The following is a 15218-nucleotide window of genomic DNA, read 5'->3' as shown; positions in this document are numbered from 1 at the left end:
GATATGTTGATTTGTTTAATCGGTTATTCGGTTAAACGATTAAACAAATAATCGATTAAACTGTTGCTATGCTGACGATAATAGATAAGTATATTTTAAAAAGATATTTAGCCACTTTCTCGGTGATGATACTGTTATTTATTCCGATTGGAATTGTAATTGATGTCTCTGAAAAGGTGAATAAAATGTTAGAAAATAAAATTCCTTTTACTGCAATTGCGATTTATTATTACAATTTTACGGTTTATTTTGCTAATTCTCTGTTTCCGATTTTTTTGTTTTTATCGGTGATTTGGTTTACCTCTAAGCTGGCTAACAATACCGAGATTATTGCGGTTTTAAGTTCCGGAATTTCGTTTACACGTTTTTTAAGACCTTACATTATTGGTGCATCTATCGTTTCGGTTTTTGTGCTTTTGATGGGTTTTTTTATTGTTCCTGCCGCAAGTGAAGGCTTTAATAATTTTAGATATACGTATTTAAAAGGGAACGGGAAAGAGCTCATGCGGGGCGAAAACACCAATGTTTACAGACAGGTAAATGATAATGATTTTATTTTTGTAAATAGTTTTAATGATGAGTCTAAAACGGCTTTTAATTTTACTTTGGAACATTTTGAAAAAGACAAATTAAAATATAAAATTACTGCGAGCCGCATCAAATTCAACCCAAAAAGTAAAACGTATACACTTTACGATTATACCAAAAGAACTCTAGGTGATCTGAATGATGTGATCGAAAAAGCTCCTGAAAAAAATGTCGCTTTTAAGTTTGAGTTAGAAGATTTAACTCCGGTGGTCTACATTGCTGAAACTCTTACTTTGGGTAAATTAATTGATTTTATCGATAAAGAAAAAAAGAGAGGTTCTGGAAATATTAATACGTATTTGGTGGTTCTTTATAAAAAATTTAGTGTGCCAATTTCGGCTTTTATCCTGACCATTATCGCCGTTGCTGTTTCGGCTATGAAGCGTCGTGGCGGTATGGGAATGAATCTGGCCATAGGAATTGCTATTGCTTTTTCGTTTGTGTTTTTTGATAAAATATTTGGTACTCTTGCCGAAAAATCTACTTTCTCACCTTTATTAGCCGTTTGGTTTCCGAATATTTTCTTCGGAATTATGGCAATTTACCTATTACGTAATGCGAAACGATAATTTAAAAAGTTACCTGAATCTTCACTTTATAGTTTTTATTTGGGGTTTTACCGCCATTCTCGGTGCTTTGATTACCATCGATGCCGAAAATTTGGTATGGTTCAGAATGTTCTTGGCTGGGATCTTTCTGGCTGGTTTTATTGTGTATAAAAAGCAATCGTTTATTATTTCGATGCAATCTTTTGCCAAGCTAATTTTTGTCGGATTATTGATCGCTTTGCATTGGATTTTCTTTTTTAAAGCTATTCATGTTTCCAATGTGTCCATTACGCTGTCGATCTTTTCGCTAGGAGCCTTTTTTGCCTCTTTGTTAGAACCGTTATTTTATGGTCGAAAAATTTTATGGTACGAAGTATTCTTCGGATTGATAATTATTGGAGGTTTAGCACTCATTATGCAAGTAGAAGTAAAATATCTAAATGGTATGTATTATGCCTTAGCTTCGATAATTTTGGGTGTATTATTTACTTTAATGAATGGAAAATTAATCTCTGATCATGAACCTTCAGTGATTACCTTTTATGAGTTTGGTGCAGGAGTTTTTTTTATTTCTATTTATTTTTTAGTGCAAGGAAAATTCAACGCAGACTTTTTTTCAATGTCTTTAAATAACTGGCTTTTACTATTGCTTTTGGCTTCCGTTTGTACGGCTTATGCTTTTACAGCTTCAGTAAAAGTGATGCAAAAACTAACGCCTTATACCGTAATGTTAACCACTAATCTTGAGCCTGTTTACGGAATTATTTTGGCTTATTTTATTTTGGGAGGAAAAGAAAAAATGAGTACTGAGTTTTATATTGGTGCCATTATAATCGTAATTACGGTTATTTTAAATGGCGTTTTTAAACATTATCAAAATAAGACTAAAGTGTAATATTTTACTTATTTTTAAATTGCATTTTTATATTTTAAATACAAATTAATCACACGAATAGTATAATATTTTTATATTTGCGGTTCGATTTACAAACAAAATTCAAAAATCCATGGAATATTTAGATTTTGAGCTTCCAATAAAAGAACTTGAAGAACAATTAGAAAAGTGTGTTGTTATTGGAAAAGAATCTGATGTTGATGTAACGCCTACTTGCAAGGAAATCAACAAAAAATTAGAACAAACTAAAAAAGAAATATATAAAAATCTAACGGCTTGGCAGCGTGTCCAGTTGTCCCGACATCCTAGCAGACCTTATACTTTAGATTATATCAGAGCCATTTGCGGTGATACTTTTTTAGAGCTTCATGGAGACAGAAGTTTTAAAGACGATAAAGCGATGGTGGGTGGTTTAGGTAAAGTAAACGGGCAGTCGTTTATGATTGTTGGTCAGCAAAAAGGATACAATACCAAAACACGTCAGTACAGAAATTTTGGTATGGCCAACCCAGAAGGATATCGTAAAGCTTTGCGTTTGATGAAAATGGCAGAAAAATTCGGAATTCCAGTTTTGACTTTGGTTGATACTCCTGGTGCTTATCCGGGATTAGAAGCCGAAGAACGCGGACAAGGTGAAGCTATTGCCAGAAATATTCTTGAAATGGTTCGTTTGAAAGTGCCAATTATTACTATTATTGTAGGTGAAGGTGCTTCTGGTGGAGCTTTAGGAATAGGTGTTGGAGACCGAGTTTTTATGTTAGAAAACACATGGTATTCTGTTATTTCTCCTGAATCATGTTCTTCTATTTTATGGAAAAGCTGGGAGTACAAAGAGCGTGCAGCCGACGCTCTAAAGCTAACTTCATCAGACATGAAAAGACAAAAATTAGTAGACGATGTTATTCCTGAACCATTAGGAGGAGCACATTATGACAGAGAAACGACTTTCAAAACGGTGATAGAATATATTACTAAAGGATATAACGAATTAAAAGACTTATCAACAGCTGACTTAATTGCCCAAAGAATGGACAAATACAGCAATATGGGTGAATATAAAGAGTAAAATCATCAAAAATGATTTAAAATCCGAAGCCTTGCTGTTTCGGATTTTTTTTTGGTTATAAACAAAAAATACTTATTTATAAACATTTATTACTAACAACTCTACAACGATATTTTTTTAAAATTCGTTACTTTCGCAATATGGAAAATTTCAAAAATATAAACCCTATAAAGGTTGATAAAACAACTATCATTAATTTAGAAAAAGGGAAATTACCACCTCAAGTACTTGATTTAGAAGAAGCTGTACTTGGGGCAATGATGATTGATAAAAAAGGGGTTGATGACGTAATTGATATTTTGCAGCCAGACGCTTTTTATAAAGATGCGCACAAATATATTTTTGAAGCAATTGTACAGCTTTTTACCGAAACTCAGCCAATTGACTTGTTGACTGTTTCGACACAACTAAAGAAAAACGGAAAACTGGAATTAGCAGGAGGCGATTTTTACTTAATTCAGCTTACGCAAAAAATTGCGTCATCAGCGCATATTGAGTTTCACTCCAGAATCATACTTCAAAAATATATTCAGAGAAGTTTGATTAGAATTTCTTCTGAAATTATCGAAGAATCCTATGACGAAACTACAGATGTTTTTGATTTGCTGGACAAAGCCGAATCAAAATTATACGAGGTAACTCAAGGAAACATCAAACGAAGTTCAGAAACTGCTCAAAGTTTGGTGCTGCAAGCCAAAAAGCGTATTGAAGAAATTGCAGGAAAAGAAGGCCTGAGTGGAGTGGCGACAGGTTTTGAAAAATTAGATCAGGTTACTTCTGGATGGCAGCCGTCGGATTTAATTATTATTGCGGCACGTCCAGGTATGGGAAAAACAGCTTTTGTACTGTCGATGGCAAGAAATGTTGCTATTGATTTTGGACATCCTGTAGCGGTTTTTTCTCTGGAGATGGCATCGGTACAGTTGATTACACGTCTTATATCTTCTGAAACTGGTTTGTCTTCAGAAAAATTGAGAACTGGAAAACTTGAAAAACACGAGTGGGAACAGCTAAGTACCAAAGTAAAAGATTTAGAAAAAGCTCCTTTATTTATTGATGATTCACCTTCGCTTTCTATTTTTGATTTACGTGCAAAATGCCGTCGTTTGGCATCGCAACACGGAATCAAATTGATCATCGTCGATTATTTGCAGTTGATGACCGCCGGAGGAAGTGGTAAAGGAGGAGGGAATCGTGAGCAGGAAATTTCGACGATTTCGCGAAACTTAAAAGCCTTGGCAAAAGAGCTTAACGTTCCGGTTATTGCACTTTCGCAGTTATCGCGTGCGGTAGAGACACGTGGTTCGAGTAAGCGACCTTTACTGTCGGATCTTCGTGAATCTGGAGCTATCGAGCAGGATGCCGATATCGTTTCGTTTATCTATCGTCCTGAATATTATAAAATTGAAGAATGGGATGATGACGAACAATCCCCAACGGCAGGTCAGGCAGAATTTATTATTGCCAAACACCGTAATGGTGGTTTAGAAAATATTCGATTAAAATTTATAGGAAACTTAGGTAAATTTGATAATCTAGAGGATTTCACAGGTGGTTACGATGATTTGCCATCCAAAATGAATCATGATGATAATCCGTTTATCACTAAAAATCTACCGTCGGCCAATGACGCATTTGGCAGTAATTTGAATGATGACGATGACGATAGCGATGTTCCTTTTTAATAAAATTTAAAAGCCTTTTACGAGGCTTTTTTTTATGTACAAATGTTAATTTATTAAATAAAATTCGATATTTTAGCAAAGCGATGACTTAAACAATCGCTTATTAGTAACAACCAAAAACAACATGAATTATGGCAGAAAATTACGAATTCGAAGATCAAAACACTCAAATTTCATTGGCAGATGCTCAAGAATGGGTAAAGAAATGGAAAGATACTTCAGGAGAAGCAGATATTAAGAAAAAAGTCAATTCTTATTTGATCCCTAAAGTAAATCTTGAAAAAGTTTTAGCACAAGATATTGATGCCGCTAGGGCTTATATCGGAATTAACAACAAAGGTGAACAAACGATAATGATTGTAGGTACTAAAAGAGATCCTGAAACTGGAATTTATGTAGATCTTATTCCTGGTTACGGAACAGCTCAAAAAATGGCTCAAACAGATTCTGGAATCTATGATTTCTCGCAGCCTAGCCCTCCTGAAGTTGGTGATGTGAATAGTCCTATGAACCAATAATATGAGATTATTTTTTGTAAATTTAGGGTATGCTCTGCTTTTACTGAACTTTATTTTGTATGCGCTACATTATTCTAAGCAAACTAAGGTATATAAAATTTTCACAGGCTATATATTTGTTATAGTCTGTGTTCAGATTGCTACTTATACATGTTTTAGATTGTACAATAACAACCTTTTTTTGTCGCATTTTTATTTTATTGGGCAATTTATAATGTTGAGTTTGTTTTATTCAAAATTAGTAAAAGGTGATTTTCAGAAGAAAGTAATCCGCATTGGTTTAATTTTGGTCTTATCAACTTTAGTCATTCAGTATACTGTAAAACCAGAGCTGTTTCTCAAATTTAATTTGTATGAAATCTTTATCACTTCGTTTTTAATAATTATTTACGCAACGTTTCATTTTTATAACATGCTGGACGAAAAAAAAGAGTTCTACTTTATCAATATGGGAGTAATAATGTATTTATTTGGAAGTACAATATTATTTCTGGTAGGAAATCTTACTACAAATTTTAGTGCTAAATTTAGCTTCATAACATGGACATTAAATGTCGTTTTGTATGCTATTTATCAGCTTTTTATATTATACGAATGGAAAGTAAGTTTTTCAAAAAGCAAAAAAGAAAAAGTACTAGAATAAAAAATAAGCCTTTGACACCAATAGTCAAAGGCTTTTATTGTATTTTAATGATCTTTAAAAATAGTAATAGATGATTTTAAAACCAATTCCAGAAGGCGAAATTGTTGCTACCGTTATTTTTAGTTGTGTTTCTTTTCTATTAATGGGACTAGTGCTAGTGCTGTTTTTTTATTATTCAAGAAAAAAAATCACACAAAAAGAACTTGAAAAAAGAGATTTAGAAATTCAATACCAAAAAGAACAGTTGCATGCTGTAATTATCACGCAGGAAGAAGAACGCAAACGAATTGCGCAAGATTTGCATGACGATATAAGTTCTAAACTCAATGTCGTTTCTCTTAATTGCTATCTTTTAAATTCACCCAACCTCACCGAAAAAGAAACTGCAGAGATAACTGACAACATTATTAATCTAACGGCGAAAGCTTTGGATAATTCCAGAAAAATAGCGCATAATTTGTTGCCGCCTGTTTTTGAAAAATTCGGACTTCACGCAGGTGTTGAAGAATTGTGTGAGGAGTTTGAAAGCAGTAAAGCCGTAAAAGTGCAGTATACCAATGAGATAAATTTTGATAAAAAGGATATCGATCGGCATTTGCACGTGTTTCGTATTTTGCAGGAATTAATGAATAATTCTCTCAGACACGGAAAAGCGACTGAAATTCGGATTTATTTTAAAGATATTAACGGAATTGCCACGTGCAATTACGAAGATAACGGAATAGGATTTGACGATACAAAAGTGGCAGACTACAAAGGATTGGGAATGAAAAATATCGATAGCAGGGTTTCTTTTTTGAATGGAACTATTAAAATCAGCTCACAAATCGACCACGGAATTGCGGTTAGTTTTACTTTTTAGATAATTATTAAGAAAAGTAGTTAATTTTAGAATCATATTTTGTAATTTCGAAAAATACTACGAAACCAAAAACCAAAAACAAAACCAAATGAGTACGGCTATTAAAATTGCTTTGGTCGATGATGAAATTTTATTTCGGAAGGGAATTTCTTTTTTATTGCAAAGAGAACAGAATATCGAAATTGTTTTTGAAGCTTCAAATGGTGAAGAACTGATTTCAAGCTTGAATGAAGTTGAAAACAAACCTGATATTATTGTTATGGATTTGAAAATGCCCGTCCTGAATGGGGTGGAAGCAACCCGAATTATCAGAAATAATTTTCCAGAAATCAAAATTATTGCATTAACCAGTTATGATACAAAATCATTTATCACCAATATGATACATGTTGGTGCGGTTGCTTACTTAATAAAGAATACTACCCCAAAAGACCTAATTCATACCATAAATGAAGTTGCTAAAAAAGGTTTTTATTACAGCGATAACATCTTAAAAACAATGCAAGAGACGATAGTTTCTGTTAAAAATTGTAAAGGAAATTTAGAAACAGGTTTTTTATCGCCTCGCGAAATAGAAATTCTTCAACTGATATGCCTGCAAAAAACAACTTCTGAAATTGCCGAAGAACTTTTCTTAAGCCCCAGAACGGTAGAAGGACATCGCAATAATTTATTACTCAAAACCGATTCCAGAAATATTGCCGGTTTGGTAGTCTTTGCTATTCAGAATGAAATTGCAGTTTTGGCTATTTAAAAATAGTTTAGCTTGCAAGATATTGAATAGACAGTGCGTAATATAAAATAATCGTTAATACGAGAAAAAATAAACCTATTTTTTGTATTAGATTTAGACCTTCCGGTTGGTTATTGCTTTCATTGATTTTCATAACTAATAATTTCCGTGATTTATATTTGATTTCTTACTAAAAGTAAAATTACTTATAAAATATTTTTTTTTAGTAGGTATATTTACCTGTTTTTTAAAAATTTGCTTTTATTTTAAATAGTAGAATAATTTTTCAGAGACGCGCGTAATTATTAAGAGTATGTTGTGTTATTTTTAGAGCTTACTTTATATCTTTACTTAAAATAGTTTTGTAATGAATAAGTTGCTGCTTTATATCCTTATTTTCTTTATTTCCGCAAATGCAAATGCCTCGTTTATTTTGCTTCCAATGGATGAAACAACACAACAAAATCATCTAAAAGCCTATGGTATAACCTATTGGTGTTTAAGTAAAGATTATAAAGCAAGTTGGTTGCTCAATTACCGTGGGGGCTCATTTTTGTTGCCTGATGTTGAGGAAATCCGTAAAGAATGTCAAATTCGTGGTGTGAGTTTCGAAATACTTTCAGATAATGAAGAGGCTTCTATTTTAGATGAAATTTCAAGTCCTTCGCAAAATATGGAGTCGGTTGTACTCGAAAAAGCACCAAAAATAGCTGTTTATACTCCCAAAGGAAAACAACCTTGGGATGATGCCGTGACATTGGTTTTGACCTACGCAGAGATTCCTTTTACACCGATTTATGATGAAGAAGTTTTAAGCGATCAGTTGCTACTTTATGATTGGCTGCATTTGCATCACGAAGATTTTACCGGGCAATACGGAAAATTTTTTGCTGCTTATAAAAATACGCCTTGGTATATTGATCAAAAAAGAGATTCTGAAGCTTTGGCGACCAAACTGGGATATCCAAAAGTGTCACAAGAAAAAGGTGCTGTAGCCAAAAAAATAAGAGATTTTGTTATCGGTGGAGGCTTTATGTTTGCAATGTGTTCTGCAACGGATAGCTTTGATATTGCACTTTCTGCAGACGGAGTTGATATTTGCGAAGCAATGTTTGATGGCGATGCCAGTGAACCTAATTATCAGTCGAAGTTGAATTTTGGTAATTCATTCGCTTTCAAAAATTTTACATTAGAACGCAGACCTGAGCAATATGAGTTTTCAGATATTGATATGACCACTAAAAGACGTGTACCACCAGATAAAGATTATTTTTCTTTGATGGAATTCTCAGCAAAGTGGGATCCTATTCCCAGTATGTTATGCCAAAATCATACACAGTTGGTAAAAGGTTTTATGGGACAAACGACTTCTTTTGATTCGGCTCTAATAAAATCCAATGTTTTGGTCATGGGAACTTGTGAATTAAATGGCGAAGCTCGCTATATTCATGGCGAAAAAGGAAAAGGAATGTTTACTTTTTTTGGAGGTCATGATCCTGAAGATTTTCAGCATCAGGTGGGCGATCCTCCAACAGTGCTGGATTTGCATCCAAACTCTCCCGGATATCGTTTGATTCTGAATAATGTTTTATTTCCAGCAGCCAGAAAGAAAAAACTTAAAACATAATTATTTTATAGAAAATTCAAACCAAACAGGAATGTGGTCTGATATTTTTCGAGCCTCTTTTAAGGTGTTGAATTTTGTATAGAACGAAATCACTCCAGAATTTATATAATTAATGCTATTTATGTTATAAAACATATTATCAAATTCAGATGCCAGACAATTATTTGTTTGGCATTTTTGCTTTAAAGATGTTTTTTGATTTTGTAAAATAGACGTATAGCCTGCTTTTTTTAAAGGATTGAATACAGAATGAGATTGAGGACAGTTGAAATCCCCCATGAAGAGTAGATTCAAATTAGGGTATTCCTGCGGCAAAAACTTAAAATATTTTATCTCAGTCTCTGGCTGTTTGCTTTTGGTTATGGCGTGAAAATTGACCAGTGTGATGTTTTTTTTGCCAATTTCAAAAGTTGCAAAATACGGTTCGCGATCAATTTCTAAATGGTATTTTTTTTCCAGCCAAGCGTCTTGTTTTAGTTTTGCTTTACTTGTTTTCCAGATAAAAGCATAACGTTCTGTTTTATAAGCGCTGCTGCTGGTGGGGTTACTAATGCTGTAATCCCATGAAGAACCTTTTGTGTTTAATATACTCGTAAGGTTTGCTACAGCTTGTGCGCCGCCATAACCCGCCACAACTTCCTGCAAGGCTATTATGTCGTAATCTTTTATTGTATTGGCGATAAATAATAACTCAGCAGTAGATCTTGACTTACCGAAATTTTCTAAATTCCATGATATTATTTTGGTTCGAGAAAATAGGAGGGTATGTGATAGAAGTATAAAAAGTAAAAGAAGTTTTCTCATATGGGCTTAAAAAGTTTCAAATATACTCAATTCAAAAAGCGAGTTTTACGGTTTTGTATTATTTCAAAAAATATGTTTTTTAAGCGTTTGATTTTTTACACTATTTTAAATCTCTAACACAAAGAGTTTGCCATTTTTTAAAAGGTAACTAATTTTTAGATTTGTTTTACTTTCGATTCTTTAAATTTTGATTTGTATTTTTAAAAAAAGCAAACCTTCCAAAATAGAGGGTTTACAAAAAGAGTGTTTTTTTGAAATTATGCAACTCTTAATCCTGTGGTAATGGCGAATCTGTTCCATGAATTGATGGTAATGATCATCAAAATGATTTCTGCTAAATATTTATCACTAAATAAACGCGCTGCATTTTCATATACTTCGTTCGAAACATGATTACTAATCATGGTAATTTCTTCAGTTAATGCAAAGATTGCCTTTTCTTCTTCGGTATAAATATCAGCTTCTCTCCATGCATTTGCCAGATAAATTCGTTGCTCTGTTTCGCCTTGTTTTCTAGCATCTGCAGTATGCATGTTAATGCAAAATGCACATCCATTTAGTTGCGAAGCTCTAATCTTGATTAACTCTTTATGTGTTGGTGTTAATGAAGTAGTAGCAATGTATTTTTCTAAATTCATTAAGGCTTGATACGCTTCGGGTGCCACTGTTGGGATAACAATTCTTGTTTTCATTTTGTTTGTTATTTAAAGTTTGATACAAAGTTCCTGGAATATTTCTTCAAAAAACTTGAACTACTTCAAGAAACAATTATACCTTTCCAACTCTGATTTTACTCATAAATTCTGCCGAAAAATCAAGATAGGAGGCCAACATATATTGAGGAATGCGCTGTACAAAATCGGGATTGACATTTTTAAAATGACGATACCTTTCTTCTGCAGACATAGTAAACAGAAATTTGATGCGCATTTGAGAGGCTCCAAATGTTTTTTGCGAGATAATTCTAAAATACCTTTCGAGTTTCGGAATTTGAAGTAGCAATGATTCAAACGATTTTTTTTCAATTGCAATGACTTCTGTGTCTTCAATTGCTTGAATGTAAAAGTGTGACGGAACATGATTATGATAACTTAGATAGTCGGTAATCCACCAGTTTTCAATGGCAAATTGTAGTGTTTGTTCAGTTCCTTTAGTATTGATGATGTATTGTCGAAAACAGCCTTTGGTAACAAAATACATAGTGTTAGCAATTTCTCCTTCTCTCAGAACATGTTCTTTCTTTTTAATTTTAGAAAGTATTAGAGAAGAGTCCAAAATAGCTTTTTCTGAAGGCTCTAAGGTTATAAATTTTTGAATGTGTTCAAGAAGTACGGCGTGCATGTTGAATTGAATTTATGATAAAGATAAATATAAAATCGGTTGAGGACTAATGCAGGTTGTAAAGGTTCCTAAAAGCAAAAACCCACTCGTCGAGACGAATGGGTTTTCTATGATAAGTAAGTAATCTAAATTGAGTTTATAAAACGTTTATTTTACTTTGTTAAGTATTGCTTTGAAAGCTTCAGGGTGATTCATTGCTAAATCTGCAAGAACTTTACGGTTCAATTCGATTCCGTTAGCTTTTACTTTCCCCATGAATTGAGAATAAGACATTCCTTCCAATCTAGCTCCAGCGTTGATACGTTGAATCCATAATGCACGGAAATTTCTTTTATTTTGTTTTCTATCGCGGTAAGCGTAGCACATTGCTTTCTCTACTGCATTCTTAGCAACTGTCCAAACGTTTTTACGTCTACCAAAGAAACCTTTGGCTTGCTTCATTATTTTTTTTCTTCTTGCTCTTTTAGCAACTGAATTTACCGATCTTGGCATAATTTTAATGTGTTTTTGTAGCAGGCGTCCTGAATTAAATCAAAGGAACTTAAAAGCCATACTCCAAGGTTATATTTAAATATTTTTTTAACCTAAAGATTATTAGTCAAAAGTTTTTGAAGTTGAATGTCGAAAGTCTTTAAGACTTTTGACTTTTCAACTTTTAAGACTTAATTAAATAATTCTTAATTGTTGTTTGATGCTTTTCATATCTGTAGAGTGAACTAGCGCTGAGTGTGTCAAAGCTAATTTACGTTTTTTAGATTTTTTAGTCAAGATGTGACTTTTAAAAGCATGCTTTCTTTTAATCTTTCCAGAACCAGTAACTTTAAAACGTTTCTTGGCGCTAGATTTTGTTTTCATTTTAGGCATTTTTCCTAGTGTTTTAATTTATTCTTACTTACTTATATTTTCAAAAGCTTTAAGCTTTAGGCTTTAGGCTTTAGGCAAAAGTTTAAATTAACTATTTGCTTTTGGCTTATTGCTTATTGCTTACAGCAAATAATTATTTCTTTTTCTTAGGAGCAATGAACATAATCATTCTCTTTCCTTCCAAAACCGGCATAGCTTCTACTTTACCATGTTCTTCTAAATCTGTAGCCAAACGTAATAATAAAATCTGTCCTTGATCTTTATAGATGATAGAACGTCCTTTAAAGAATACAAATGCTTTTAATTTAGCACCTTCTTTAAGGAACTTTTCAGCATTTTTTCTTTTAAATTCGTAATCGTGTTCATCTGTTTGAGGACCAAATCTGATTTCCTTTACGACAACCTGAGATGACTTAGCTTTCAAAACCTTGTCACGTTTCTTTTGTTCGTAAACAAATTTCTTGTAATCCATGATTTTACAAACCGGTGGCTCAGCATTAGGAGAAATCTCTACTAAATCCAATTCGAACTGGTCTGCTAATCGCAAAGCTTCAGCAAGTTTAAATACACCGGGCTCGATGTTTTCACCTACTAGTCTTACTTCTTGTACACCACGAATAAGGTTGTTTATTCTGTGTGCATCCTTTTTTTCTACGCGAGGTTGATAACCTCTGTTGCTTCTTATTGCTATGACTTTATAATTTAAGTTAAACTGTAAAAACTTTTAATGTCTTTTTTATTTCTTCGTTTACAATTGCGACAAATTCTTCAATTGTAACTGTAATATTCCCTTTTCCTTCTTGTCCGTGACGACGAATAGAAATTGTTCCGTTTTTCTCCTCTTCCTCACCAACAATCAGCATAAATGGTGTTTTTTGCATTTCTGCATCTCTAATTTTCTTACCAATTGTCTCGTTTCGGTTGTCAATTAGGGCGCGAATTTCGTGATTTTCTAGCAAATCTAAAACTTTTTTAGCATATATTTCATATTTCTCGCTCAAAGACAATATTATAGCCTGTTCCGGCATCAGCCAAAGAGGGAAATTTCCTGCAGTATGTTCTAGTAAAATTGCGATAAATCGTTCCATAGATCCAAAAGGAGCTCTATGAATCATAACTGGACGATGTAATTCATTATCAGCACCTTTGTAAGTCAAATCAAAACGCTCAGGAAGGTTGTAGTCTACCTGAATTGTTCCTAATTGCCATTGTCTGCCCAAGGCATCTTTTACCATAAAGTCAAGCTTCGGGCCATAAAAAGCAGCCTCGCCATATTCTACTACTGTATTCAATCCTTTATCAGCTGCAGCGTTGATAATTGCGTTTTCGGCTTTCTCCCAATTTTCATCTGTACCAATATATTTATCTCTATTCTCTTTATCTCTTAATGAGATTTGAGCAGTAAAATTCTCAAAACCTAACGAACCAAATACATATAATACTAAGTCAATTACTTTTTTAAACTCTTCATCCAATTGCTCTGGAGTACAGAAAATGTGTGCGTCATCCTGAGTAAACCCTCTTACACGAGTCAAACCGTGCAATTCTCCAGATTGCTCATATCTATATACAGTACCAAATTCAGCATAACGCTTTGGTAAATCTTTATATGACCAAGGTCTTACATTGTATATCTCACAGTGATGAGGACAGTTCATCGGCTTTAATAAAAACTCTTCGCCTTCCGCTGGTGTATTAATCGGCTGGAAGCTATCTGCACCATATTTAGCATAATGTCCTGAAGTTACATAAAGTTCTTTCTGACCAATATGTGGAGTAACTACTTGCTCGTAACCTGCTTTCTTTTGAGCTTTCTTTAAAAATTGCTCTAAACGATCTCTTAACGCAGCACCTTTAGGTAACCATAAAGGTAAGCCTTGTCCAACTTTCTGCGAGAAAGCAAACAATTCAAGTTCTTTACCTAATTTTCTGTGATCACGGCGTTTTGCCTCTTCAAGGAGTTCCAGATATTCAGTCAAGTCTTTTTGTTTAGGAAAAGAAGTTCCGTAAACACGAGTCAATTGCTTGTTTTTCTCGTCACCTCTCCAATAAGCACCGGCTACGCTCATGATTTTTACCGCTTTGATGATTCCGGTATTCGGAATATGTCCACCACGACATAAGTCAGTAAAAGTAGCATGATCGCAAAAAGTAATCGTTCCGTCTTCAAGATTCGAAATCAATTCTGTCTTGTAAACGTTATCTTTATATAATTCCAATGCTGCTGCTTTTGTAACAGGGCGCATCTTAAATTCGTGTTTCTCTCTCGAAATTTCTAAAATACGATCTTCAATTTTTTTAAAATCAGCTTCTGTGATTTTTCCTCCTTCAAAATCCACATCATAATAAAATCCATTTGCAATCGCTGGACCAAGAGTTAACTTTGCTCCGGGATAAAGTTCTTCAAGAACTTGAGCCATCACATGCGAAGTCGAATGCCAGAAAGCTTTTTTTCCCTCAGCATCATTCCAAGTATATAAAACAAGACTACCGTCGGTCGTCAATGGAGTTTCGGTTTCTATAGTTGTACCATTAAAGGCTGCCGAAATCACGTTTCTTGCAAATCCTTCACTAATGCTTTTAGCAACCTCCATCGGAGTTACGCCTGAAGCAAACTCTCTAATCGACCCATCGGGTAAAGTAATCTTAATCATTGTTTATAATTTTGTGAATGCAAATATAGCGCATTACAAAAATACATACAATATATATGTAGAAGTTTATACATTATATATAAGGTTGTATTTTGTAGTGTATACATAGGTATCTATTATATAATGTATTTTTTTGAGGAGCTATTTCCTGCTCTTCGTTTCAATCTTTTGTTCCGAACGCCGTCACAAAAGGATTTCCACTTCTATCAGGGCTAGGGGAGTTGTTGTCATGGGAAGACTTGTGCTTAATACTATAATATTGTATACAAACGAAAAGATATCGCCTTTGCATTCACGATTAAAACGTTTTAAAAGGTTTAAATATGGTGTTAAGGAGAAAAAAGTGTTGTTTAGGTGTAGTTTCGAATTGGTTAAAAAAGGGTTTGTAAA

At 33.6% G+C, this 15218-nt stretch carries 16 protein-coding genes; 9 read left to right on the top strand and 7 right to left on the bottom strand.

Annotated features, from left to right (window positions below; genetic code table 11):
• The first annotated feature begins 68 nt into the window (after nt 1-68).
• The 9 genes from J3495_RS11915 to J3495_RS11875 all read left to right on the top strand — a co-directional run bounded on the left by J3495_RS11915 (nt 69) and on the right by J3495_RS11875 (nt 9165).
• Nucleotides 69-1157 (top strand): LptF/LptG family permease, encoded by a 1089-nt coding sequence (locus tag J3495_RS11915; RefSeq protein ID WP_210666779.1) that lies wholly within the window; start codon nt 69-71, stop codon nt 1155-1157.
• Nucleotides 1144-2031 carry a DMT family transporter gene (locus J3495_RS11910; RefSeq protein ID WP_210666778.1) on the top strand — a complete coding sequence of 296 codons (888 nt, stop codon included), beginning with the start codon at nt 1144-1146 and terminating at the stop codon, nt 2029-2031. Before J3495_RS11915 ends, J3495_RS11910 begins: the two co-directional genes overlap by 14 nt.
• A 112-nt stretch (nt 2032-2143) precedes the next feature.
• Nucleotides 2144-3097 (top strand): acetyl-CoA carboxylase carboxyltransferase subunit alpha, encoded by a 954-nt coding sequence (locus tag J3495_RS11905; protein WP_210666777.1) that lies wholly within the window; start codon nt 2144-2146, stop codon nt 3095-3097.
• A gap of 140 nt (nt 3098-3237) precedes the next feature.
• Nucleotides 3238-4782: a replicative DNA helicase gene (dnaB, locus tag J3495_RS11900; RefSeq protein WP_210666776.1), complete on the top strand. Its 1545-nt coding sequence runs from the start codon at nt 3238-3240 to the stop codon at nt 4780-4782.
• 131 nt (nt 4783-4913) lie between these two features.
• Nucleotides 4914-5300, top strand: a complete 387-nt coding sequence (locus tag J3495_RS11895) for a hypothetical protein (protein WP_210666775.1) — start codon at nt 4914-4916, stop codon at nt 5298-5300.
• Nucleotides 5301-5481: 181 nt separating this feature from the next.
• Entirely contained in the window at nt 5482-5943 is a 462-nt protein-coding gene (locus J3495_RS11890; RefSeq protein ID WP_229974791.1) for a hypothetical protein, read from the top strand.
• 70 nt (nt 5944-6013) lie between these two features.
• Entirely contained in the window at nt 6014-6805 is a 792-nt protein-coding gene (locus J3495_RS11885) for a sensor histidine kinase (RefSeq protein WP_210666773.1), read from the top strand.
• A gap of 88 nt (nt 6806-6893) precedes the next feature.
• Nucleotides 6894-7559, top strand: a complete 666-nt coding sequence (locus J3495_RS11880; RefSeq protein ID WP_210666772.1) for a response regulator transcription factor — start codon at nt 6894-6896, stop codon at nt 7557-7559.
• A gap of 346 nt (nt 7560-7905) precedes the next feature.
• Nucleotides 7906-9165 carry an asparagine synthetase B gene (locus J3495_RS11875; protein ID WP_210666771.1) on the top strand — a complete coding sequence of 420 codons (1260 nt, stop codon included), beginning with the start codon at nt 7906-7908 and terminating at the stop codon, nt 9163-9165.
• On the opposite strand, the gene J3495_RS11870 is transcribed toward J3495_RS11875, so the two are convergent.
• The 7 genes from J3495_RS11870 to thrS form a co-directional block, all read right to left on the bottom strand.
• Nucleotides 9166-9969 (bottom strand): endonuclease/exonuclease/phosphatase family protein, encoded by an 804-nt coding sequence (locus tag J3495_RS11870; protein WP_210666770.1) that lies wholly within the window; start codon nt 9967-9969, stop codon nt 9166-9168.
• 257 nt (nt 9970-10226) lie between these two features.
• Nucleotides 10227-10661 (bottom strand): carboxymuconolactone decarboxylase family protein, encoded by a 435-nt coding sequence (locus J3495_RS11865; protein ID WP_210666769.1) that lies wholly within the window; start codon nt 10659-10661, stop codon nt 10227-10229.
• 76 nt (nt 10662-10737) lie between these two features.
• On the bottom strand, nt 10738-11310 hold the full coding sequence (locus J3495_RS11860; RefSeq protein WP_210666768.1) for a Crp/Fnr family transcriptional regulator: 573 nt from the start codon (nt 11308-11310) through the stop codon (nt 10738-10740).
• 147 nt (nt 11311-11457) lie between these two features.
• Complete coding sequence (gene rplT, locus J3495_RS11855; protein ID WP_007810721.1) at nt 11458-11802, bottom strand: 50S ribosomal protein L20; 345 nt, start codon at nt 11800-11802, stop codon at nt 11458-11460.
• A 174-nt stretch (nt 11803-11976) separates the two neighbouring features.
• The gene (gene rpmI, locus J3495_RS11850; protein ID WP_007810722.1) at nt 11977-12174 is read right to left on the bottom strand and encodes a 50S ribosomal protein L35; all 198 of its coding nucleotides are present in this window, start codon (nt 12172-12174) and stop codon (nt 11977-11979) included.
• A gap of 133 nt (nt 12175-12307) precedes the next feature.
• Entirely contained in the window at nt 12308-12859 is a 552-nt protein-coding gene (gene infC, locus J3495_RS11845; protein ID WP_160376746.1) for a translation initiation factor IF-3, read from the bottom strand.
• A gap of 22 nt (nt 12860-12881) precedes the next feature.
• Nucleotides 12882-14828 carry a threonine--tRNA ligase gene (thrS, locus tag J3495_RS11840; protein ID WP_210666767.1) on the bottom strand — a complete coding sequence of 649 codons (1947 nt, stop codon included), beginning with the start codon at nt 14826-14828 and terminating at the stop codon, nt 12882-12884.
• Nucleotides 14829-15218: the final 390 nt, after the last annotated feature.

It is taken from the genome of Flavobacterium geliluteum, assembly GCF_017948595.1.
Lineage (GTDB): Bacteria > Bacteroidota > Bacteroidia > Flavobacteriales > Flavobacteriaceae > Flavobacterium > Flavobacterium flavipigmentatum.
Note: the sequence above shows the minus strand (reverse complement) of the source record. Positions and strands in the feature narration are given on the sequence as shown.

Bases quoted from the DNA above. Each gene is read 5' to 3' on its own strand.
- J3495_RS11915 (WP_210666779.1), top strand. From the start codon at position 69: ATGCTGACGATAATAGATAAGTATATTTTAAAAAGATATTTAGCCACT.
- J3495_RS11910 (WP_210666778.1), top strand. From the start codon at position 1,144: ATGCGAAACGATAATTTAAAAAGTTACCTGAATCTTCACTTTATAGTT.
- J3495_RS11905 (WP_210666777.1), top strand. From the start codon at position 2,144: ATGGAATATTTAGATTTTGAGCTTCCAATAAAAGAACTTGAAGAACAA.
- dnaB (WP_210666776.1), top strand. From the start codon at position 3,238: ATGGAAAATTTCAAAAATATAAACCCTATAAAGGTTGATAAAACAACT.
- J3495_RS11895 (WP_210666775.1), top strand. From the start codon at position 4,914: ATGGCAGAAAATTACGAATTCGAAGATCAAAACACTCAAATTTCATTG.
- J3495_RS11885 (WP_210666773.1), top strand. From the start codon at position 6,014: ATGATTTTAAAACCAATTCCAGAAGGCGAAATTGTTGCTACCGTTATT.
- J3495_RS11880 (WP_210666772.1), top strand. From the start codon at position 6,894: ATGAGTACGGCTATTAAAATTGCTTTGGTCGATGATGAAATTTTATTT.
- J3495_RS11875 (WP_210666771.1), top strand. From the start codon at position 7,906: ATGAATAAGTTGCTGCTTTATATCCTTATTTTCTTTATTTCCGCAAAT.
- J3495_RS11870 (WP_210666770.1), bottom strand. From the start codon at position 9,969: ATGAGAAAACTTCTTTTACTTTTTATACTTCTATCACATACCCTCCTA.
- J3495_RS11865 (WP_210666769.1), bottom strand. From the start codon at position 10,661: ATGAAAACAAGAATTGTTATCCCAACAGTGGCACCCGAAGCGTATCAA.
- J3495_RS11860 (WP_210666768.1), bottom strand. From the start codon at position 11,310: ATGCACGCCGTACTTCTTGAACACATTCAAAAATTTATAACCTTAGAG.
- rplT (WP_007810721.1), bottom strand. From the start codon at position 11,802: ATGCCAAGATCGGTAAATTCAGTTGCTAAAAGAGCAAGAAGAAAAAAA.
- rpmI (WP_007810722.1), bottom strand. From the start codon at position 12,174: ATGCCTAAAATGAAAACAAAATCTAGCGCCAAGAAACGTTTTAAAGTT.
- thrS (WP_210666767.1), bottom strand. From the start codon at position 14,828: ATGATTAAGATTACTTTACCCGATGGGTCGATTAGAGAGTTTGCTTCA.